The sequence below is a fragment of the uncultured Chloroflexus sp. genome, from assembly GCF_937129525.1.
GTDB lineage: Bacteria > Chloroflexota > Chloroflexia > Chloroflexales > Chloroflexaceae > Chloroflexus.
Genome location: NZ_CAKZNK010000056.1, coordinates 1 through 21,710 on the forward strand (window position 1 = coordinate 1; position 21,710 = coordinate 21,710).

At 56.6% G+C, this 21,710-nt stretch carries 23 protein-coding genes and 1 riboswitch; of the genes, 14 read left to right on the forward strand and 9 right to left on the reverse strand.

The features are described 5' to 3' along the window. The coding region (locus Q0650_RS06100) for an efflux RND transporter periplasmic adaptor subunit (protein WP_298816957.1) at window positions 1-422 on the forward strand (422 nt) is incomplete at its 5' end. Between the two features lie 60 nt (window positions 423-482). Beyond that, entirely contained in the window at window positions 483-1,094 is a 612-nt protein-coding gene (locus Q0650_RS06105; protein WP_298816959.1) for a TetR/AcrR family transcriptional regulator, read from the forward strand. 153 nt (window positions 1,095-1,247) lie between these two features. Here the strand turns inward: Q0650_RS06105 and Q0650_RS06110 are convergent, their stop codons facing one another. Beyond that, complete coding sequence (locus tag Q0650_RS06110; protein ID WP_298816961.1) at window positions 1,248-2,291, reverse strand: ABC transporter substrate-binding protein; 1,044 nt, start codon at window positions 2,289-2,291, stop codon at window positions 1,248-1,250. Between the two features lie 48 nt (window positions 2,292-2,339). Next, on the reverse strand, window positions 2,340-3,143 hold the full coding sequence (locus Q0650_RS06115; protein ID WP_298816963.1) for an ABC transporter permease: 804 nt from the start codon (window positions 3,141-3,143) through the stop codon (window positions 2,340-2,342). A 153-nt stretch (window positions 3,144-3,296) separates the two neighbouring features. Next, a riboswitch (FMN riboswitch) is annotated at window positions 3,297-3,421 on the reverse strand. A gap of 129 nt (window positions 3,422-3,550) precedes the next feature. Here Q0650_RS06115 and tyrS point away from each other — a divergent pair. After that, on the forward strand, window positions 3,551-4,825 hold the full coding sequence (gene tyrS, locus Q0650_RS06120) for a tyrosine--tRNA ligase (RefSeq protein ID WP_298816965.1): 1,275 nt from the start codon (window positions 3,551-3,553) through the stop codon (window positions 4,823-4,825). 395 nt (window positions 4,826-5,220) lie between these two features. Here tyrS and Q0650_RS06125 read toward each other — a convergent pair whose 3' ends face one another. From Q0650_RS06125 to Q0650_RS06135, 3 genes are read right to left on the reverse strand one after another with little or no spacing between them, the layout of a single operon-like run. Beyond that, window positions 5,221-5,463 carry an HNH endonuclease family protein gene (locus Q0650_RS06125; RefSeq protein WP_333691896.1) on the reverse strand — a complete coding sequence of 81 codons (243 nt, stop codon included), beginning with the start codon at window positions 5,461-5,463 and terminating at the stop codon, window positions 5,221-5,223. After that, the gene (locus tag Q0650_RS06130; protein ID WP_298816968.1) at window positions 5,420-6,271 is read right to left on the reverse strand and encodes a hypothetical protein; all 852 of its coding nucleotides are present in this window, start codon (window positions 6,269-6,271) and stop codon (window positions 5,420-5,422) included. Before Q0650_RS06130 ends, Q0650_RS06125 begins: the two co-directional genes overlap by 44 nt. Further along, the gene (locus Q0650_RS06135) at window positions 6,174-6,917 is read right to left on the reverse strand and encodes a DUF262 domain-containing protein (RefSeq protein WP_298816970.1); all 744 of its coding nucleotides are present in this window, start codon (window positions 6,915-6,917) and stop codon (window positions 6,174-6,176) included. The genes Q0650_RS06130 and Q0650_RS06135 overlap by 98 nt, the downstream gene beginning before the upstream one ends. A gap of 265 nt (window positions 6,918-7,182) precedes the next feature. On the opposite strand from Q0650_RS06135, the gene Q0650_RS06140 reads away from it, so the two are divergent. The 6 genes from Q0650_RS06140 (at window position 7,183) to Q0650_RS06165 (ending at window position 12,055) form a co-directional block, all read left to right on the forward strand. After that, a complete protein-coding gene (locus tag Q0650_RS06140; protein ID WP_298816972.1) occupies window positions 7,183-8,922 on the forward strand; it encodes a CAP domain-containing protein in 1,740 nt (579 codons plus the stop codon). Between the two features lie 121 nt (window positions 8,923-9,043). Continuing rightward, on the forward strand, window positions 9,044-9,637 hold the full coding sequence (locus tag Q0650_RS06145; RefSeq protein WP_298816974.1) for an SCO family protein: 594 nt from the start codon (window positions 9,044-9,046) through the stop codon (window positions 9,635-9,637). Then, the gene (locus Q0650_RS06150; protein ID WP_298816976.1) at window positions 9,634-10,353 is read left to right on the forward strand and encodes a glucosaminidase domain-containing protein; all 720 of its coding nucleotides are present in this window, start codon (window positions 9,634-9,636) and stop codon (window positions 10,351-10,353) included. Before Q0650_RS06145 ends, Q0650_RS06150 begins: the two co-directional genes overlap by 4 nt. 263 nt (window positions 10,354-10,616) lie before the next feature. Continuing rightward, entirely contained in the window at window positions 10,617-10,895 is a 279-nt protein-coding gene (locus Q0650_RS06155; RefSeq protein WP_298816978.1) for a hypothetical protein, read from the forward strand. 216 nt (window positions 10,896-11,111) lie between these two features. After that, entirely contained in the window at window positions 11,112-11,840 is a 729-nt protein-coding gene (locus Q0650_RS06160; RefSeq protein ID WP_298816980.1) for a glycerophosphodiester phosphodiesterase, read from the forward strand. Continuing rightward, window positions 11,837-12,055, forward strand: coding sequence for a hypothetical protein (locus tag Q0650_RS06165; protein ID WP_298816981.1), 219 nt, complete (start codon window positions 11,837-11,839; stop codon window positions 12,053-12,055). The genes Q0650_RS06160 and Q0650_RS06165 overlap by 4 nt, the downstream gene beginning before the upstream one ends. On the opposite strand, the gene Q0650_RS06170 is transcribed toward Q0650_RS06165, so the two are convergent. Then, window positions 12,052-12,381, reverse strand: a complete 330-nt coding sequence (locus tag Q0650_RS06170) for a hypothetical protein (RefSeq protein WP_298816983.1) — start codon at window positions 12,379-12,381, stop codon at window positions 12,052-12,054. The two genes, Q0650_RS06165 and Q0650_RS06170, sit on opposite strands and share 4 nt — an antisense overlap. Window positions 12,382-12,538: 157 nt before the next feature. On the opposite strand from Q0650_RS06170, the gene Q0650_RS06175 reads away from it, so the two are divergent. Further along, the gene (locus Q0650_RS06175; RefSeq protein WP_298816985.1) at window positions 12,539-12,796 is read left to right on the forward strand and encodes a hypothetical protein; all 258 of its coding nucleotides are present in this window, start codon (window positions 12,539-12,541) and stop codon (window positions 12,794-12,796) included. Between the two features lie 326 nt (window positions 12,797-13,122). Here the strand turns inward: Q0650_RS06175 and hppD are convergent, their stop codons facing one another. Both hppD and Q0650_RS06185 read right to left on the reverse strand, forming a co-directional pair. Then, entirely contained in the window at window positions 13,123-14,220 is a 1,098-nt protein-coding gene (hppD, locus tag Q0650_RS06180) for a 4-hydroxyphenylpyruvate dioxygenase (protein ID WP_298816987.1), read from the reverse strand. Window positions 14,221-14,245: 25 nt separating this feature from the next. After that, a complete protein-coding gene (locus Q0650_RS06185) occupies window positions 14,246-15,076 on the reverse strand; it encodes a TrmB family transcriptional regulator (protein ID WP_298816988.1) in 831 nt (276 codons plus the stop codon). Window positions 15,077-15,166: 90 nt separating this feature from the next. On the opposite strand from Q0650_RS06185, the gene Q0650_RS06190 reads away from it, so the two are divergent. The 4 genes from Q0650_RS06190 (at window position 15,167) to Q0650_RS06205 (ending at window position 20,936) form a co-directional block, all read left to right on the forward strand. Further along, on the forward strand, window positions 15,167-17,014 hold the full coding sequence (locus Q0650_RS06190; RefSeq protein ID WP_298816990.1) for a histidine kinase N-terminal 7TM domain-containing protein: 1,848 nt from the start codon (window positions 15,167-15,169) through the stop codon (window positions 17,012-17,014). An 87-nt stretch (window positions 17,015-17,101) separates the two neighbouring features. After that, complete coding sequence (locus Q0650_RS06195; protein WP_298816992.1) at window positions 17,102-18,631, forward strand: DUF512 domain-containing protein; 1,530 nt, start codon at window positions 17,102-17,104, stop codon at window positions 18,629-18,631. A 9-nt stretch (window positions 18,632-18,640) separates the two neighbouring features. Next, window positions 18,641-20,368 carry an HD domain-containing phosphohydrolase gene (locus Q0650_RS06200; RefSeq protein WP_298816993.1) on the forward strand — a complete coding sequence of 576 codons (1,728 nt, stop codon included), beginning with the start codon at window positions 18,641-18,643 and terminating at the stop codon, window positions 20,366-20,368. Further along, window positions 20,346-20,936 (forward strand): aminodeoxychorismate/anthranilate synthase component II, encoded by a 591-nt coding sequence (locus Q0650_RS06205; RefSeq protein ID WP_298816995.1) that lies wholly within the window; start codon window positions 20,346-20,348, stop codon window positions 20,934-20,936. Before Q0650_RS06200 ends, Q0650_RS06205 begins: the two co-directional genes overlap by 23 nt. Window positions 20,937-20,981: 45 nt before the next feature. Here Q0650_RS06205 and Q0650_RS06210 read toward each other — a convergent pair whose 3' ends face one another. Further along, the gene (locus Q0650_RS06210) at window positions 20,982-21,659 is read right to left on the reverse strand and encodes a DUF6483 family protein (RefSeq protein ID WP_298816997.1); all 678 of its coding nucleotides are present in this window, start codon (window positions 21,657-21,659) and stop codon (window positions 20,982-20,984) included. Window positions 21,660-21,710 lie beyond the last annotated feature (51 nt).

A 21,710-nucleotide genomic window follows, 5' to 3' on the forward strand; every position in this document is an offset into this window, starting at 1 on the left:
TGGCGCAGGCTCAGGCCGATGTGGCTGCTGCCGAAGCGGCGTTGGCACTGGCCCGTCTGGAATACGATAAATTGAACTTACGCGCACCTTTTGCTGGTGTCGTCGCTCAGATTGAGCTGCACCCCGGTGAGCTGGCCGGCCCGACGACACCGGCGCTCTTGCTCGGTGATTTCAGCGCCTGGCATGTCGAAACGGTAGATTTGAACGAAATCGACGCTGCACGCATTACTACCGGCGCGACGGCGACAGTGACGTTTGATGCATTGCCCGGTCTGTCCCTGCCGGGACGGGTGCAGGCCATCTATCCGCATGGAGTCGATCGGTTAGGTGAAGTGGTCTATACTACAGTTATCGAACTCTTACAATCAGATCCGCGTTTGCGCTGGAATATGACGGCTACGGTGACCATTGAGGCGCCCTGATAGCGCTTTGGTCTTTCCTGTGCCAGATCTTGTGTGGTCAGCGCTAAACTACGAGGTTGTATGCCGCTTCATGATGAATTTCAGCATCGGCGTCAGCAAATCATCGATGGCGCGCTCGAAGTGTTTGCTCGCTTTGGGTTTGAGCGGGCGACCAATCGCGACATCGCGCGCGCTGCCGGGATTGGCTCACCCGGCCTGATCTACCACTACTTCAAAGATAAAACCGATCTGCTTTATCAGGTAATTCGCGAGCGGATGCCACTCATTCCGTTGATCGACGCAATTGAGCAGCTCGGCGATGAAGCGCCAGAGATCGCCTTGCCTCGGCTCGGCGCGCGGCTGGCGCAGGCGATCGATCAACCGATCACCATCGCGATTGGGAAGATCGTGATCGGAGAAGTGTTGCGGCATCCTCAATTGACACAAATGATCAACGAGATCGGTCCTGGTCGCGCGATTAATGCTATGGCTGCCTATTTAGCTCGCCAGATGGAGCTGGGTCGCCTGCGCCGCACCGATCCAAATGTGGCAGCGCGCTTGCTGGTTGGGCCGATCATTGCCTATCTCCTGTCGCGCAACGTGCTCAATCAACCGGAAGCGCAGGCGATTGCCGCGCCAGATATGGTTACCGAGGCAATTACACTCTTTTTGCGCGGAATGCGGCCTGAGTAGTTGATGGATCTGTGGCTTCCAGTTTGGCCGTCGTCGCAGTGCGTGATGCGCTGGTTATGGTTCGGTCATAGCAAGGCGGGACACAAGCGCTGTGTCCCGCCAGGGTAGGCCACTTCGTGACCTGCACCCGGTCAAGCTGGCATGTGACCGGTATCAATAGGCAGGCGGAAGAAACTCGTTGGTGAAGGCCTTATTAACTTCGACCGGGCCGGGCAAGAGGCCGGCTGCGCGCATGAATTCCTCGGTCTTGACCCAGAGATTGCCATCGGTGTAACCCAGTCCATACTGCCTGGTAGTCTCATTTTGCCAGAAGGGCAGGCTCTCTTCCAGCACTTTGCGTTGCAGCTCAGGATCGCCAAGCTGCGCTTCGGGAATGAACTGAAGGCTCAGATCGAACGCTTCAGCCGGGTTAGCCAGCGTATCGGCCAGACCGCGCAGACTGGCGCGGACGAAGCGGCGCACCAGATCCGGTTCTTGCTCAATCAGCGCCTCACTCACCGCGATACCGTTGGCTGCCAGATTGAAGATGTCGGCAGCCAGCAGCATATTGACCTCAACCCCCTGCGCGCGCAACTGCACCGGTTCGTTCATCGCATAGCCAGTCGCTACCGGAATCTTGTCTTCCATCACGGCTGCTGCCTGAGTAAAGCCGATCTCCTGTACGGTGATGTCAGCTTCGCTCATACCACCAGCGTAAAGTGCCGCAAGCAAGGCATAGAAACTCTCGCCGAATCGACCCGGAATACCAATAGTCTGTCCTCGCAAATCGTTCACACTCTGCAACGGCACATTACTCTTGGCAAAGAAGGCAATTGGGAAGCGCTGATAGAGCGTCATGACCGTCTTAACCGGGATCCCCTGCTGCCGCGCCAGCAGCACTGATGTGCCGCTCGTGGTGGCAAACTCGACCCCGCTGGCCGGCCACGTCGCTGCCCGCTGCAACACATCATTCTCAAAGTTGTAATCGAAAACGACTTCAATCCCTTCGGCGGCGTAATACCCTTTAGCGGCTGTCACGTAGTAGGGGGCAAACTGGATATTGGGAATGTATGACATTGCCAGGGTAACCCGGCGAAGCGACGGCTGCGTCTCGGCTGTCGGCGCAGTGGTCGGCGTGGGCGCAGTGGTTGAGGTTGCGCCGCAGGCCGAGATGGCCAGAGTCAGGATTGCGAGCAGAATGACACGTAGCAACTTCATACCTCTCCTCACAAAGACAATTTGCAAACGGATTGATTGCGCGGCGAGTTACGCTTCCCAGCGCACCAGCATGCGTTCGAGCGCCACTGCCAGCACGTACAATGTCAGCGTAATCAGCGCCAGCGTAATCAACGATACAAAAATCAACGGTGTATCGAACAAGCCGCGCGCGATATTGATCAGCGCCCCCAACCCGACGCGACCGGCGACAAATTCGCCGACGACTGCGCCGGTGGTCGCCAGTGCCAGGCCGGTTCGCACGCCTCCGAACAGCACCGGTAGCGCCAGTGGCGCTTCGACATAACGCAACAGTTGCCAGCGGTTTGCGCCACTGATGTGAGCCATCTCGATCAGTTCGCGCGGAATGCTGCGGATGGCAACAATCGTGCTGATCAGGATCGGCAGAAACGTGATCAGCGCCGCCACCAGTACCTTCGCCGACAGACCGGCGCCAAACCAGAGGATGATTAGCGGCGCTACGGCCACCACTGGAATCGCCTGACTCGCCGCCAGTACCGGCGCGAGCGCCTGTTCGAGCCAGCGCAGATGGGCCAGGATGTAGCCAAGGATCAAGGCGACCAGCAGAGCCAGCCCGAAACCGCCGAGCGCCGCGCTCAAAGTGGCGGCAGTGTGCTGCCAGAGCAGACCACTGCTCAGCGCCTGCCCGAAACGAGTGGCGACCAGCAGCGGCGAGGGCAGAATGAAGGGAGGATAGCCACTGATATTGACCAGTGCCTGCCAGAGCATCAAGAGCGTGAGCAACGTCACCGGCAGGCCGAGCGCCGGCAATTCAACGCGGCGCAGTGTCTTCGCGCGCGGGGACGCAGTAGTCATCGGCAGTGTCTGTTGCATCGTCATCTGTCTCCTTTCGAGGCGGGAATCAAAAACCCCGCCGAGCGAACGCTCTTCGGGGACAGATACGAGAGCAGCGCAGGAAACCAGCCTGCCTGCCATAGCAACGATAGCATGGCACATTTCATCAACTGCGCCATTCGTTGCCCATATCTGGATCTTCTTTACATCCGGACTGTAACCGTCGGCCCCGGAGTTGCACCGGATCCTGCGTGCCTCTCAACACGCTCGTGGGCTATACCACCGATCGGGAATTTCACCCTGCCCCGAAGATCGTTTGTCGTTTGTGATGATAGCATCAATCACGCGCCGATGTCAAGGGTATGAAGAGGGAAGGTTTGACGACTGGCTCTGTTGCTGGTATGCTAGCGACGAAAAGTATTTCGTTAAGCGACATTTGCAGGCGTATGACCACTATCCTGGACGAATTGCGGTGGCGCGGCTTGCTGTACGAGAGCAGTGACGGCCTCGAAGAAACGCTAGCCCGCGAGCGGATCACACTCTACATTGGCTTCGATCCCAGTGCCGACAGCCTCCATATCGGGCATCTTCTCCCCCTGCTCACCCTGGCGCGCTTCCAACGCTGGGGCCACACCCCGATTGCCCTGGCCGGGGGTGGCACCGGCTTAATTGGCGATCCGAGCGGCAAGACGCATGAGCGCCCTCTGTTGAGCAAAGAACAGGTGGCGGCTAATGTTGAGTCGATCAAGCGGCAACTTGCGCAATTCCTCGACTTCAACGCCGGTGACCACTCTGCCAAACTGCTCAACAATGCCGACTGGCTGACCCGCCTGTCACTCATCGATTTTCTGCGCGATGTTGGCAAACACCTGACCGTCAACTACATGCTGGCGAAAGACTCGGTGCGAGCGCGGATGGCAAGTGAAACCGGTATCTCCTTCACCGAGTTCAGCTACATGCTCCTCCAGGCTTACGACTTTGCCTACCTCTTCGAGCACCACGGCTGCAAACTCCAGGCCGGCGGCAGTGATCAGTGGGGAAACATTACCGCCGGTATTGAATTGATCCGTCGCGCGTTTGGGCAACGGGCCTATGGATTGGTCTACCCGCTGGTGACAAAAGCGGATGGCACGAAATTTGGCAAGACCGAATCGGGCGCAGTGTGGCTCGATCCGAAGCGCACATCGCCATACCGCTTCTACCAGTTCTGGTACAACGTCGATGATGCCGATGTCGGCAAGTACCTGAAGTACTTTACCTGGCTAAGCGCCGCCGAGATCGAGGAACTGGAACAGAGCGTAACCCAACACCCTGAACGCCGCGCCGCGCAGCAGCGACTGGCGCGCGAAGTGACGCGCATGGTGCATGGTGAAACGGCGCTGGCGCGCGCTGAAGAGGCGTCACAGGCGCTGTTCGGTGGCGCGTTGACAAGTCTCAGCGCAGAAGATGTGGCCGACATCTTCGAAGATGTGCCTTCGAGCACCCTGCCTCGCCACGAGCTGTCCGGTGAGGGTGTCGCGTTGATTGACACCCTTGTTCGTTGTGGCATCGCCACTTCCAGGAGCGACGCGCGGCGGGCGATTGAAGGCGGCGGCATCTACATCAACAACGTGCAGAGCGCCGACGCGGCGCGTCGCCTGACCATCAACGACAGCATTGATGGACAGTTTATCGTGTTGCGCAAAGGACGCAAGAACTATCACCTGATCAGGCTGGTATAACCGGTCATTGATAGTCGATGTGATCAGGGCAGGCGCGAAGCCTGCCCTGATTGCGGTATCGCGCGCTGTAACCGGTTTGGTGCGGCCCTTTTTCGTGCCCTCGGTTTGTCGAAGGTATGGTCTTGGAGTGCTGGCGGGTGAGCCTATCTGCCCCGCCCTTTTTCCAGTTCGCCCCGCGTGAACCAAACGATTCACGGTCTTAAGCGCTTTGACAATCAATCATATACTAAAGCCAGGAACGTATTCTTCAGAAGAAATGCATTGTCAGATTGCAAGATGCTTGTTACAATCCAGGCTGGCATACGGCTTTCACATTTTTGCCCAACCTGGCATGAGTGCATCAGGTGTGTGATTGGTGCTGAACTGTTACCACTCCCCGCGAGCTACAGCGCCGGTTATCGCGCAGATAGCCGGTCGATCCGCCAGACACTAGCAGCAATGCGGGCTAGTTGCTGCTGCCAATTGAGGAGACGTTGAGGCGTCCATTCGTCATTCGCTTCTGCCAGCTTGCGCGTTAGCGCAAATGCACTGCGCTGGAGTATCAGTCGTTTATCTGCATACGGTCGGTTACCCATTTCACGGTTGAGGTTCGTCTCAATCAGAACCATATTGCCCAGCCGGAAAATGAAGCTTTCCAGATCGCGATTGGCGAACGCTTCCCAGCCGTTTTCTGGCGATTATGGTGTAAAGCGCAGAAGCGGTATCAAAATCCTGCCCGCTCACCTGCTTTTCCAGGCGGCCCAGGATGTAGCGGACGATCCTGGCCTTGCGACCATGCGTTGTTTTTAATGCTGCTTCAGCGAAATCGGCGCGAAAGGCTGCATCGCTGCGATAGATTGGACGGAGTGCGTTGATTGCTTCGGCTAGCGTAGTGATGGCGCCCTGATGGATGGCAAGCGCAACGGTATTGTAGACGCGCTCCTGATCGCCAGGGTGAAGTGAACCGATAACGTTGTAGCGGAAGGAGATAACCACGCTCGCCCGCAGAAGTTCGCCAAGGTCTGCGTCGGACAGGCGGCGCTTTGCCGCCATCAACATCGGGTAAGGTTGTCGCACTGAGAACAGGAGCAACTCTTGCGCGCTGCGTTGCCAATCAGCGTCCCACTGAGAGACTGCTGGCTGGTGAAGCGCCAGGTAAGTGTCGATGTCTTCATCCATCTCGCGAAGCAGGGTGAAGACATCGGCGGCTGAGGTGATACGATTGCGGATGACTTTGAATAACTCAGAATGGCGAACAAATGCATTGCGGCTATTCCAGTGCAGGCGCAGAAAATCGGGTAGACTTTCACTCCCTAATCGGTCAACCAGATTATCCCAGCGTCGTTCAAGCTCATCGATCTCGCCAGCGTTAGCACGCGAGCACTGCGAAGAGATAATTCTTGAGCAAATCGGTGGCAGATAGGCGCGCGCCACGGGCGTTGAGCGTTTCAAATACACGATAGGCATTGAGTTCGTCTGAAACGGTGATTACGGTAAAGAAGAGACCATCGCTGATCTGCTCGATAACTTCGGCAAGTGCCATGCCTGGGTCAATACTGCCGCCAATACGCTCCTGTAGTTTTTGCTTGAACCAGAGAAAACCTTTCCGCATCATCAACGTCGATGCAGAAAATCCGCGTTGAGGCAACGAATCGCTGAGCGTCACCAGATAGTCGCGGTAGTAGCGATCGTTGTTTCGATTGAGCGATAGTTTGTTGTACGATTGTAGCGTCACCGGGTTAAGCGAGCCAATGTAACTGGCGCGCAGTTGATCGAGGCGCTTCTGATTGTATGCCGCGTTATGATTTTGTTGAATCTGTTCTTTGAGTAATGACATTCCTGCCAATACCAGCAAACTCAACGTGGTAAGTCGTTGTTGCCCGTCGATAACTGCAAATGAGCGATTGTCGGTGGTTTGCAGAACGAGATAACCCATGTAACGGGCAGGTTCTTTCTTGTCCAGAACATCCAGGATGTCACGCCAGAGGTCTTCCCATTCTTCCTCGCCCCACGAATAATCGCGCTGGAAAGTCGGAATCTGGTAGGTCAAACCATTGCTAAGGAGTTGGCGATAGGTGCGGTTGTCGGTATCGAAATTTGTTGCGATGGGCATAAGTCTCGTCTCAATCCGCATTGCTGTTTTACCCTTTTAGAGTGGTTATGTGTATGATACGCGCGGCTATCCAGCAATGCCGGTTGTTGTTCGCTCTGAATCATTAGTTAGTTCAAAGTGATCTTGCCTGCAACGACTTTTTGCCATTTGATACCTGTTTGATCCATTCCTGGTATTGCTGCTGTTTCGTTTTTATGTATCATACCCAGAAGATGAAGCGCGCATCATGGCCTGGCAACCAATACTTAAACAGGATGAAAACGCTATGCCTCGCCAGCTTGTCGTCTTTACCGTGACGCTGGTAGTGATGCTGGTTACGCCGGTAACAGTTGCGCTGGCTATCGACCCCGCGAACCAAACTCCTGATCTTCTCTTCGACGAGGCGCAGACGGTCTACTACGGTAATCTGGCGCGCCGGAACCAGCATTTGCCGCCACTGCGCTGGAACCGACAACTTACTCACGCGGCGCGCTGGTTTGCCTGGGATTCGGTAGAGAATCGCAGCGCACCGTATTGCGGTCATCAGGATACCAATGGGCAGTGGCCGAGCGATCGAGCGCCGTTGTTTGGATATCTTGGTCGCAGCGGCGCTGAGAATGCCATCTGTGGCTACGCAACGCCCCAAGCAGCTATCAATGGCTGGCTGAACAGTCCCGGCCATCGGGCAAATCTGCTGAATGCCGATCATCGTGAGATCGGTCTTGGCTACTACCGTCGCCAGAGCGATGGACGCGGCTATATAGCGCAGAAGTTTGGCAATGATCCGGTGTACGCGCCGGTCGTTATCGAGCACGAGGCTCCGAATACGCTCAATCCAGATGTGGCGTTGTACATCTATCAACGGGAAGCGAAAAGTAGCTTTGCCGCGCTTGGGCCGGCGACCGAGATGATGATTTCGACCAATTCCTGTTTTAGTGGAGCAAGCTGGCAACCGTTTGCGACGGAAACTCGGGTTCGTTTGCCTGAAGGAGAGGGTTGGCGCACCGTCTACGTCAAGACTCGTGATGCGGCAGGCGCCACTCAGGTTGTCAGCGATACGATCTATCTCGGATCGCAGTTTCCCATTACTGAGCTGTCCGCCACATTGAGCGATCGGCAACCTGCGGTAACCCTGACCGGGCTTGCCCATCCTGCCTTTTCGCAGGTCCAGTTTAGTCTGGGCTGGCTGGTCGATGAAACGTTCTCCACCTTCAGGCTGCTGTGGGGCACCGGCGAGCGGGTAGCCGATCCAATGGCGTGGGGTGGTCACGCTTTTCGGCTCGGTCTGGACAACATGGAGAGTTCAGCCTGGGTGTTTGAATATCGGCCTGTAACCTTTGCCGATCAGCCGCTGGTGGCCTATATCCGCCTCAAAGTGACCGATAATACCAGTTCGGCGGAAGTGGCCCGTTTCAGCGTTAGAGGTGGCGAGGAATATGGCTTGCTGCGTTTGCGCGGCAGTGATTTTACGGCTGCCGGACAGTATCAAGAGTTTGCGTTGCCCTTTACATACCGCCGTGGTGACGATTTCCTGATATTTCAATTCTGGCGCAGCGGTAACACTGAGGTCTTCATCGATGCAGTAACTATCTTCACCGCCCCTCAGCCGATCAGCGATCCACTCACCTTTGCCGTGCCCGGAGGGAACTATCGCGGGCAGGGTGTGTGGGTGCGCTATACTGATGGAACGGCATTTACTGCGCTGGAGGAAGCGTCTGCCAGGTATAGCTTCCGCCAGCAAATCGTTTTGGCGCAACGGAATGCTGAACTGCCGGCGCCGCTTACTTTCGCTCATTCCTGCGCGCAGCCGAACTGGTATGTAGCCCAGGCTGCGCCGTGGCTGACCGGAACCAGTGATCATGGTATGGTGCATGTAAGTGTTGATCAGCAAGGCCTGACCAATGGCGTCTACGATGGCACGATCATCTTCGCTGCGCCGGACAACGATTTTCGCCTGACTGTACCGGTTCGTTTGCTGGTGGTGGATCGGCTTTATGCTTCTTTTATGCCGCTGGTGGGGCGCTAATGCTCGCATGTTGCGCGCGGGTTGCGCCGCGCCTTTGCGTCGGGCTTAACGCATGGTGGCGGTTTTTATGTGCGACCGATGGTGTTATGCGATCGTGCCCTGTTTCGTTGGAGAAAACACGATGCAGCGATGGCTCTTGCTCTGGCTGGTGTTACTCGGTGGCTGCGCGTTTGTTGGCGCGCCGACAACCTCTTCCTCCGCGCCCACGATAATCGATCCTCCCGCAACATTGAGCGATTTTCGCCTGCCGGCCAGCTCTGGTGGTGAGCTGAGTCTGAGCGATCTGCGCGGGCATCCCGTCCTGCTCTATTTTGGCTTTACCCGCTGTCCCGATTACTGCCCAATCACACTCGGCGAATTTCGCCGCGCCCGCGATATACTTGGCTCCGAGGGTGTGCAGATGCGTTTTGTGCTGATCAGCGTTGATCCAGCGCTTGACACCCCTGACGTATTGGCCGCCTATCTCCAGCGCTTTGGTGAGGAATTTATCGGCTTGCAGGGCAATGATGCCACGCTGCGCCGGATCAGTAAGGAGTATGGGTTAACCTATCGCCATGGCGGTGGTCACGAGCATCACGGAAGCGATGGCGTTGCGCATAGCACGGCAAGCTATCTCATCGATCAAAATGGTCGGCTGCGGATCGTTTATCCCTATGGAACCGCTGCCGAAGTCTACGCGCAAGACATTCGCGCTCTGCTGCAAGAAACGCCATGAAAACCCGTTTGACGCGACGGACCCTGCTTGGAGTAGGTTTGGCTGCGTTGAGCAGCCATTTTGTTCGCGGGCAAGAACCAGAGCTTAATACCACGTACCTGCCCTTTGTGGCCCGTTCGCCGCTGCCGGGCGTCTTGCTCGGCCCGCCGACCGGAACTGCCGCCGCTGCTATCGCCTGGTTAGCGCCGCGCAGCACGGCCTACACCCCCTACGACGTGGAAGTGATCGTTAATGGGTATGCCGAAATGGGTGATGCAGCCGGCATCGATTGGTTTTTGGCGATTGCCCAATGCGCCCACGAAACCGGTCATCTCACCTCGTGGTGGTGCCAGCGGCCGCGGCGCAATCCGGCAGGAATCGGAGTTACTGGCGAAATTCGTGAAGGGACGCCTGACCAGCCACCCGGCCCCGATTGGGCCTGGGATGAGAGCATCCAGCGCTGGCGAGCCGGTCTCAGTTTCGCCTCTTGGGTTGGCGAGTCGATTCCAGCTCACCTGGGTCGGTTGCTGGCCTATGCGTTGCCAGCAGGCGACGGCACTCCGTATCAGCAACAGTTAATCGACTATGCCCTCTTCCGGCGACCATTGCCGGCAAGTCTGCGCGGTGTTGCCGTGACAATCACCGATCTCAACGGGCGCTGGGCCGTTCCGGGCACCGAATACGGTCAGCGGATTCTTGACCTGGCCGAGCGCATGCGGGCGACGGTTGGCGAATGATAACTGTCGCCAGTTGCGACCTGTCATCAATTTATCCGATCAGAACGCTGGATAGCGCGCTCTGGACCGCGTTGAAGTCATGCTTGACGGAGGGTGAAGCCGGGTCGTATAATAAGATTGTGTTAAGAACGGCAAAACTCCAGTACGGAGGCCGGCTATGAAAACATGTGTGACAACACAGTGGTGGTGTGTGTAGGGCGGTACAGACCGATGTCTGTAGCCGCCCTTGATGTTTTCCGGGCGTGAGACAAAGGAGGTCTCTTATGCACTCGGACTTGATCGGCAAAATTGAGAAGGCCCGCCGCTATGCCGCTGAACCGGAGCGGATCAAATTCAGCGATCTGCGCGCAACGTTCCACGGCGGTAACAACGATCACGAGGTTTCGCTTCATGATGGTCACTGGGCATGCAATTGCTCGTTCTTCCGCATGTGGGGTACCTGTGCTCATGTAATGGCTATGCAGCGGATTCTGCATCCAATGCTCACCGAAGAAGCCCGTCATCCCGATCTGGCTGTAGTCCAGTCAGATCATGAATCGTAGGTGGTGTCTACCGCTTCATTCCAGGAAAATTGACGCCAAACCCTGGCGCGGCGATACTGATAGCGGGGCAGTTTGCCCCGCTATCGGCATGAATGGGTATGGTATCCTGTGCATCAGAGTCGCGCCTGTGATCACAAACTGGCACTGCTGTGCAAGGTACCTGGAATACGCTTGACACACCTGCCTTTGCGTCAGGCAAGGCGAGTAGAGGAACGTATGACGCCGCTTATCATTGCCCATCGGGGTGCGTCCGCCGAGGCGCCTGAAAATACGCTGGCCGCGTTTGAACTGGCCCATCGTCAGCAGGCCGACATGATCGAACTCGATCTGCAACCGACTGCTGATGGCGAAATTGTCGTCTTTCACGATCACGATACGGCGCGCTGGAATGGCCGCGCCGATCCGGTTGCGCGCCTGACGCTGGCCGAGATGCGTCGCCTTGACATCGGCGGCGAGCGTGTCCCAACCCTGGCCGAAACTCTCGATTGGGCGCGTAGCGTGGCAATGCCGCTTAATCTGGAACTGAAAAAGCCGGGAATGGCGGTTCGTTGCGCGCAGTTGCTCCGTGAATTTCGCATGACCGAACAGGTGATTGTCTCATCCTTTTACGAACAGGCACTGCGCGAACTGCGAGCCGTTGACGTGGCGATTGCCCGCGGCTATCTGATGGGAGTACGCTCGTACCGACCCGATATTCGCTGGCGCGAATTCTGGCCGTTCGGCGCGCTCCGTCGCATCGCTGCCACCGCCTGGCATCCCTACCACGGACTGCCGGGTCTATCCTGGGTCTTGCCCCGCGCGCGGCGAGCTGGCTATCAGGTGAATGTGTGGACCGTTGATGATCCAGTACAGTTGCGGCAACTGGCTGAGCTGGGCGCCAGTGGCATTATCACGAACGTGCCAGCGGCAGCGCGGGCGGCGCTCGCGCAGAGGATGGCAGGTTGAAACGACGGATCTGGCTGGTTGCGCGGGCAATTATCAGCTTGACAGGAGCGCTGGCATTGCTGATTGGTATGCCTGCGCTGCTCGCCTGGCTATGGAGCGGCGGCTCGTTTGGCTGGCCACATCTGCTGGTCGGTATCGGAGTCGCCGTGGTGTTGCTGACAATTGGTGGCTTGATATTGGGGTGGGCCTTGGGTCGGCGGTTGAAAGGTGATTAAGGCCCGTCGAGATGGCGTTCAAACGCAATCAGGCGCGGCACCACTGCGCGACGCAACTCAAGATACTGGCCTGACAACCAGTGTCCGATCCCGCGCAGATGTGGCATCGGCGCTTTGCGAAGCCAGCGGAGCGCAAAGCGGGCCAGCAGGTGTAACCGGCGGAGGAAGCGGTCACGCCGACCAAGTAACACAATAGCGACCAGATAGCCGGGCCAGCCGGGCACAATGGGGAAGAGCGAGCCGAGGACGCCGATCACCAGAAATGCGATGCCGAGCGCGCGTCGTATTCTGGGGTTATGCCGTAAAAACCGTATGATGCCTGCCATAGACTCGTTATGCTCCGCGATGAATTGCAGACAATATCTGCTATGAGTATTGTAACGGTAGTTGATGACCGATATAAGTGACAATCTTCTAAATCTTTGCTGATATACTGTCATTCTGGATAGAGAAGAAATCCACCTTTTAAGGAGGTGAGTCGCGATGAACGAGCAGTCCTGGTGGCAACGGTTGGTTGCCGTGATCGAACGTGAGTACGAGCGACGGATTCGACGGGCCAGCCTGCTGGGAGAGTTCAAACCGGCTGATGCTGATCATCATCATGCTCACGGCAGCGCCGGTAGCGCTTTCGCTCTGCCCGCTCATAGCGAAGACGAGGAAGCGGTGATCGTCAATGTGCCTCCCGGCACGCGGATCGGTAGATCAGGAGCATCCCCTGACCGGCAAGGTGACATGCCATAGTTGCGGTTGACGCGAATTGGCGAAGGCGAAGAGAGGGCAAGTAGTCAGCCTGCCCGGCGCGAGATGATGATGGCAGGGAAGCAAACCGGTTGGCGCAGAATGAAGCTTTGTTCATCAGCACAGGCTGAAAAACGATACCGTTGTCGGTCAATGACCGGCTCAGCAAAACAAGAGTGGTCTATCGTTTGCGCGGAATGGTTGAAGAAGGGTCAGGAGTGACAATCTTGCTGCGTGTCCAACCACCGATTGCGTGAAACTAGCGATAGCTGACGAAGGGGCTAGTTGATGAAACCAGCCCCTCATCGCAGAGTAAGCAACCCCGATCGTCACAAATTGCCGCGCCTGGCCTGCTCGCGCTCGATAGCCTCGAAGAGCGCCTTGAAATTCCCTTTGCCGAAGCCGCGACTGCCTTTACGCTGAATGATCTCGATGAAGAGAGTGGGTCGATCCTGAAGCGGCTGACTGAAGATTTGCAGCAGATAACCCTCTTCGTCGCGATCAACCAGAATACCGCGCTCCTGCAACGCCTGACGGCTTTCATCAATCTTGCCTACGCGCGTCTCCAGGTCATCGTAATAGGTGTCGGGCACGTAAATGAACGGAATGCCGGCTGCGCGCAAGGCATCAACCGTTGCGCAAATATCGCCGGTTGCCAGCGCGATATGTTGCACACCCGGCCCACCATAGTACTCCAGGAACTCTTCGATCTGACTCTTGCGCCGACCTTCTGCTGGTTCGTTGATCGGGAACTTGATGCGACCACTTCCGTTTTGCATTACCTTCGACATGAGCGCGCTGTACTCGGTGCTGATGTCGTGGTCGTCAAAGTGAACCAACTGGCTAAAACCGAGCACATCGCGATAGTAGTTAACCCAGCGGTTCATTGCCCCTAGCTCAACGTTGCCAACGATGTGGTCGATAGCCGCGATACCGGTTTCAGGCACCGGAATATGCTCGTTGATCGGCTGGAAGCCGGGCATGAACACGCCCTGGTACGACTCTCGTTCGATGAATGAGTGAACGGTATCGCCGTAGGTGGCAATGGTGGCCTTAACAAACCGACCATGCTCGTCAACATATTCGGTCGGGGGCTGCACCGGAATGCCGCCGCGGGCGATAGCCGTTTCAAAGGCTGCTGCGGCATCGCGCACCCGCAAGGCAATGTCTTTGACGCCATCACCGTGGTGAGCGATATGCTGCGCGATGGGATGATCGGGCAACAACGGCGCCGTCAACACAAACCGTACCTTGCGCCGTTCGAGCACATAACTTGCCCGGTCACGAACGCCTGTTTCGAGACCGGCATAAGCGACTGGCCGCAGACCGAGTGTGGTGCGGTAGAAGTGGGCGGCTTGACGCGCGTTACTGACATAAAACTCAACGTAGTCAATCCCAAGTAGATCGAGTGGATCGGTGGAATTCATGCGACACCTCCTTGCTAATACTGTGTTATGCCTCAGGTACCGCTGCCATATTTGCAAATGGCTCGGCGTCGCGCCACAATTGCTCAAACGCGCCTTGCAAAAAGGCGCTGAAGTTGGGATGGGTGACGCAGAGCGCAGTCAGACTCAGAGTGCCGGTCACCGGATCGTGTAAAGAGAGCAAGGCAATACGTTGATCATACAAATTGACTTTGAGCGGCAAGGTTTCAACAACACGGGCCTGTTGCCCCCAGGCGACAAACTGCCTGACCCATGCGCGCAATTCGGCGTCGGAGAGGGCTGATCGTTCGTAGAGCGCGCGGTAACGAACGCCACGCTGCAACGGTTCGACGACTTCGGCAAAGTTGGCGGCGCGGTCGCCCAGGAGTGGCAACTTGAAACAAACGCAAATCTCGCGCTCGGCGCTGCGCGCCAGATCAATGGCTCGTTCCACGACCAGCCGTCGGTCGAGCAAGACATCAACATAATCGAGCGGGTCGATCTGATTGTGGCCGGAGGTGAAGACAGGTGAGAGCGATTCCAGCAAGGTGTGCATACTGTCGGCCAGCGCAGCCTGCTCGTGCTCGAACTGACGACGACGTTCATCAAGGAGTGCAGGGAGTGCGACAGTTGGATCGACCGCAAAGTAGCGCCGTTGACCGTCACTATGCCGCTCGATTGCCAATCCGCGCGCGCAGAGTGAGGCGAGCACGTCGTAGATGCGCTGGCGCGGCACGCCAGCGCGCGCTGCTACCTGCACTGGCGTGAAACCGCGATGTTCAAGCAAGGCCAGGTAGGTAGTTGCTTCGTAGCGGTTCAGCCCTAGCGCCATCAGTTGCTCGAGCGTTCGATCAATCATCGATCTAAGATTTATTATCACCACTTATCAGTGGTGGTATTGTACTCTGGTTTCGTTTGGTTAGCAAGTTGTGCTATGCTGAGGACGGCTATGCCGCAGGCACAATATGGCATCGTGAACTCAAATCTGGCTATGTGGTACTTCACCCCGTACATCCTGTTACCGCTGGCCGCAGCAGCGCTGGCAACGCTTGTCTATGCGCGGGCCTGGTCATACCGCCGGTTGCCGGTAGCGCAAGCTTTCCTTGGCATGATGCTCTGCACGATCTGGTGGTCGCTCGGCAATGCGCTCGAACTGGCCAATGCCACGACAGCCGGGAAAGCTTTGCTCATCAGTCTTCAGTATCTTGCTGTGGTTGGCGTGCCGTTATGCTGGCTGTTTTTCGCTCTGCTCTACACAAATCGCGCGCATCTGCTCACAAAGCCTGTCGTGGTTGGGTTGGTAACTGTGCAGGGTTTGATGTTGGCCGGGGCGTGGACAAACTCCTGGCATGGGTTGATGTGGCCTTCAGTTGAGCTGGTCTACAAGAATGGGTTGTGGGTATTAGAGGGTCCTAACGGGCCATTGTGGTACGCCAATGTGGTCAGCGCCTACAGTATGGTGCTGATCGGCACGATCTTGATGCTCGATCAGGTGCGGCGCAGCCGCGCGCTCTATCGGGCGCAGGCGCTTAGCCTCCTGATCGGAGCATTATTGCCCTTGATAGCCAGTATCCTTTTTGTGAGCGGGCAGAGTCCGCTTCCCCAGGTCGATTTTACTCCGGTCTCGTTTGCGCTCAGCGGGATTGCTTTCGCCGTCGCGATGCAACGCTATAAGGCCCTCGATGTGTTGCCGGCAGCCCGCGAAATGATTGTCGATCAGATGCCCGATGCGATGATTGTGGTTGATATGCAGGATCGCATTATCGATCTCAATCCGGCAGCGCATGCGCTGTTAGACGTAAACCAACAGGCAAATATCACCGGACGGGCATGGAGTGAAGTAGCGCCGGCCTGGTTACGCGATCAGATACGCGATCGTTTCGAAGGTCAGTTTGAAGTCATTCAGCCACATGCTAATGGTGATTTGACCTACGATCTGCTTTGCTCTACGCTGCGTGATCGTTCTGGTCAGCCGGTTGGGCGAATGTTTGTGCTGCGTGATATGACGCTGTTCAAGCGCGCTGCTCAGGCTTTGCAGGAGGCAAAGGAAGCCGCCGAGTCGGCCAATCAGGCGAAGAGCGCTTTTCTGGCAACAATGAGCCACGAGCTGCGCACGCCACTGACTGCTATCCTGGGGTACAGCGAGTTTCTGCTCACCGATCTGAAGCATCAGGGGCAGCACAACCAGGCGCGTGATGTTGAGCGCATCATAAATGCCGGACGTCATCTTCTCAATCTGATCAACGATGTGCTCGATTTTGCCCGCATTGAATCGGCCAGGATGGATCTTCATCCTGAGCCGGTGAGTTTGTCAGTCCTGATACATGATGTGGCTTCGACAGCGCAAGCATTGGCGCGCCAGAAACAGAATACCTTAACGGTTTCGATTGAACCGGATCTACCGCTGATGATGGCCGATCCGATGCGTTTGCGTCAGGTGCTGCTCAATCTGGTGGGGAATGCCTGTAAATTTACCGAGCAGGGTCAGATTCAGGTGCGCTGTTATCGTCCCACACCAGATCAGATTCAGATCGATGTTACCGATACCGGAATTGGAATCTCGCCCGACCAGTTGGATCGACTGTTTCAGCCCTTTGTGCAGGCAGATCACAGCATCACACGCCGGTATGGTGGCGCCGGTCTGGGTCTGGCCATCAGTCAGCGGCTCTGCCAGGCAATGGGTGGCGAGATTGTGGTCGTCAGTGCGCCGCAGCAAGGCTCGACGTTTAGCGTTCGGTTGCCGCTTCAACTGCCCTCACCTGCCTCTGTCAACCCTGACCATCGCGTAGTTTCGTAACGTTTGTGGTACAATAAAAAGTCGTAAACTGGAAAAATAACACATTTTCACCCATTTGCTATTACTGATTCTGAGTGAGGAGTTATTGTGGAATATCAGCCTGATGTCAGGCGCATTACCGGCGAGGGTGGGGTAATTGCCAGTGTCGCGCCCGCTAGCCTGGCCGCGCAGATCGGTTTGCGCCCCGGTGATACGATTGTTGCCATCGATGGCCAACGCCTGCGTGATGTTATCGATTACCGCTTTGCTATCGCCGAAGAGCGTGTAACATTGCTCGTTCGCGCCGCTGATGGCTGTGAGCGAGAAATTACGCTCGAGAAAGACCCTGATGACGATTTAGGCATTGAATTTACCGAGCCACTCTTCGACCGGTTGCGCACCTGCAATAATAAATGCCCTTTCTGCTTCCTGACCCAGATGCCGAAAGGCTTTCGCAAAACCCTCTATCTCAAAGACGATGACTACCGCTTGTCGTTTCTCTATGCTAATTTTGTCACCTTTACCAATCTGACTGAAGCTGATTGGGAACGGATCGAGCGCCAGCGCCTCTCGCCGTTGCACATTAGCGTTCATGCTACCGATCCATTCTGGCGCGCGATTATGCTGGGGAAGCGTGACGTGCCTGATGTACGCGAACAGATCAAACGGCTCGGTCGCGCCGGAATTCGGGTCCATACACAGATTGTAGCCTGCCCACAGGTCAATGATGGCGCGGTTTTGCGTCAAAGCATCGAAGACCTGATCGCGCTGCATCCGACGGTCGAATCGATTGCCGTTGTGCCGGTCGGTTTGACCAAATTTCGCTTTGAGGGCAAAGCTCCCAAGACAATCCGGGCCGCAATTCAAGTCCACGAAACCCCTGAATGGATCGATACCAATTGGGAGCGTCAGCCGCTATGGGAAGATCCGCTAGCGCCGATCCCGTTGCGCACCGGTGAGCAATCGCTACACGATCCGGCAATGGGTTTTTGTTCCCGTCTCGGCGCGGTGACTGATGTGCCGCTGCGTTGTTATACTCCGACCGAAGCGGCGGCAGTGATTGATCTGATTGAGCCTTACCGCGCCCGTTGCTATGAACAATTTGGTCTGCACCTGGTCTATGCCTCCGATGAGTTCTATCTGCTAGCTGGCCGGCCAATTCCCCCCGCTGAAACTTACGACGATATGCCTCAATACAGCAATGGCGTTGGCATGGTGCGCGATTTTCTTGATGGCTGGATGCGTGCGCGTCGCAGGCTGCCAACCCGTATTGCCCGTCCTACCCGACTGGCACTGGTTTGCGGTACGTTGATTGCACCGATTATGGAACAGGTTGCAGCGCGACTGAATCGGATAGAACACCTGTCAGTACAGGTAGTGGCTGTCGTCAATCAGTTCTTCGGCGAAACGGTGACGGTGAGTGGGTTGCTCACCGCGCAGGATGTGATCCCCGCTTTGCGCGCTGCCGGTTGTGATCGGGCGTTACTTCCACGGGTCATGTTCGACTATACCGGTGAACGGACAATTGATGATTACACCCTGACCCGGATCGCCGCGGAAGCGGGAATGCCGGTGGCGCTTGCCGGCGAAGCTGAGGAATTGGTGCGTTATGTGGGAGCGTTGGCTCAGCGCGATTAGGAGGGGGGAATGACTGACCAGGGAACGCGATTGCAACAATACCTTGCCATCATTCAACGCGCCAATCAGATCGCATCCAGTACGCAGCTCGATGATCTGCTCGCGCAACTGCTCGATTTGATTATCGAAATTACCGAGGCAGAAGCCGGTACGCTCTACCTGTACGATTCCGTTAGCAACGAGTTGATCTTTAAGGTCGTGAAGGGTAGTCCTGCCGGAGAGTCGTTACTTGGCGTTCGATTGCCTGCCGATACCGGTCTGGCCGGTTATGCATTGCAACAGCGCCAACCTGTTTTTGTTCACGATGTGATCAATGACCCGCGCTGGAATCGCTCGCTAGGAGAGATGGGCGCATTACATCTGCGCACGATGTTCTGCATTCCACTGATGCTACGCGGGGAGCCGGTTGGTGTCGTGCAGGTCTTCAATTTGCCACTCGAGGCGGTAGACGAGCAAGAGGAACTGGCCTTGATCGAACTGCTCACTTCGCGGTTGGTGACCGAAGTAGAGAAGGTGCGTTTGCTTGACGAAGCGCAGCGCCGCGAACGCCGCCAGCAGGCGCTGGTCGAGATTGTCTCGCAACTCACTACCACGCTCGAACGCGATGAGTTGCTACGCCGCATCATGAACCATGCCTGCGACCTGCTCCAGGTAGAGGCGGCTTCGATCTGGCTCATCGACCACGAGCGCGACGATCTGGTGTTGCATATTGCCGGCGGTGAGCATAGTGAGCGCGTTGAAGCGCTGCGTGTGCCGCGCTGTCAGGGAATTATCGGCCACGTGATCGAAACCGGAGAAACAGTGGTAGTCAACGATGTCCGCCAGGATCATCGCTTTTATCAGGGGCTTGACCGGCGGAGCGGCTTTCATACACGCGCAATCATCTGTGTGCCGTTGCGTTCGCCACGGATCGTGCTCGGTGGCGAACGAGGCGAGGTCGAAAGCATGATCATCGGTGGCGCGCAGGCACTTAACCCGCGCCACGGTCGCCCCTTCTCGGCTGAAGATGTGGCGCTGTTCCAGACCCTGGCTGCGCAAGCGGCCACGGTGATCCGATTGTCCGATCTCTATCGCGAAACTGATAGTCTGTTTACCCGCATCATTGATGCAATTACCGGCGCAATCGATTTGAAGGATCCCTATACTCGCGGTCACAGCCAGCGGGTCAGTGATTATTCGGTGGCTATTGCTCAGGAACTTGGTTTGCCGCGCGAGCAGATCTATCAATTGCGCGTGGCCAGCAAACTGCACGATGTTGGCAAGATTCGGGTGCCTGACCAGATCCTCAAGAAGCCAGGCCGCCTGGCTGAAGAAGAGTTTGCCGAGATGCGGCGTCATCCTACCTACGGGATCGAATTTTTGCGCGAAAATGGTCTGCTCGAACTCGAACTGCTGCGGAATTCGTGGACGGCGCTCGCGCAGCATCACGAACGACTCGATGGTCGTGGTTATCCGCTCGGCTTGAGTGGCGAGGAAATCTCGTTGTTTGGCCGGATTGTCGCGGTCGCCGACGTGTTTGATGCCCTGACCAGCCATCGCCCTTACCGACCACCCATGCCAATCGATCAGGTTTTTGCCTTGTTGCGTAACGGCGCCGGAACCGAATTTGACGCGGATTGTGTCGAGGCATTGATCCGGGCGCGGGCCAGGGGAAGAATTTTGACACAGGATGAGCGTGAACAGGCGGTGACGCCACCAGTGCTGGAGAATGATCATGCGCGTGTTGTTAATCGATAACTACGACTCGTTTACTTACAATCTCTATCAATACCTGTGTGAGCTAGGCGCGACCGTTGAGGTGGTGCGCAATGATCAGGTGACGGTGGCTGAAGTGGCAGCGCGCCATCCTGATCGCATTGTGATCAGTCCTGGCCCCTGCACTCCCGCTGAAGCCGGGATCAGTGTGGACGTGATTCGTGAGTTGGGTAGTCAGATCCCGATCCTGGGCGTGTGCCTGGGTCATCAGGCTATCGGGGCGGCTTACGGTGGCGCAGTGGTGCGCGCGCCGCTGGTGATGCACGGCAAACTATCGCTCATCTATCACAATGGACAGGGTCTGTTTGCCGGGTTGCCGTCGCCTTTCAAAGCTACTCGTTACCACTCACTCATTGTGCGGCGTGATGATTTGCCACCTGAACTTGAAGTGACCGCCTGGACAGAAGATGGAATTATTATGGGGTTGCGTCATCGTTTATTGCCGGTTGAGGGTGTTCAGTTCCATCCCGAGTCGATCATGACAGAGGGTGGCAAGCAGATGCTGGCCAATTTTCTGACCGGCGTGCCATCGGTGGCGGTTGACGCTTGATCTAACGCCTGATTAAGCGCGCAGACGCGGCCATAGAGCGATACCCTATGCCATTGGCGGTTTGGCTGGCGGGGCAATCTTGTCTAGCTCAGCCAAACCGACCATTGCTTCGGCGCGCGTCAAACCGGCGGCGGTCAATTCCGCGTCACTTCGTTCCAGCAGACGTTGATAAAACGCGCGCGCCGTTGCCAGCCAGCGCCGGGGATCACGGGCAAGCAATTCATGCACAATGTCTTCTCCACGCGCAAGATCACCCTGTTGTTCACAAAGAGCGAGCAGCGCAACCAGAGTTGGCGCTGGCACAATGTAATGCTGCAATAACGCCAGAAGTTCGTTGTGCGTAGGGGTATAAGCTGGAAGTGGTTCCGGCGCGGCTAGCGCGCATTCAATCAGAGTCTGTAACGCCAGTAAGGCGCGCATCGCCGCAGCATCCTCTGCCCCATCATCGCTGAGCAGGCGCGACTCCACTGTGAGCAATGCAACGAGAAAGGCTCCTTCGCTCCGCCAATCCTCGCCAACGCCGTGGAATCGTAGTAACGCCAGCAACTGTTGAACGCTCAACGCTGCTACCTGATCGCTACCTACGCCGAGACGGTCGCGGTAGGCATTATCGATCGCAATACGGGCCAGCGGCGATTGACCGTTGCGGTACAGGCCGAGGATATGACGAATGATCGCACCGAATTGGTCGATCATTCTGAGAATGTAGTCGTCGCGGTACATAGTTATACCGTACCTGATATACAGACTCATGTCAAATAGTGAGAGATGATA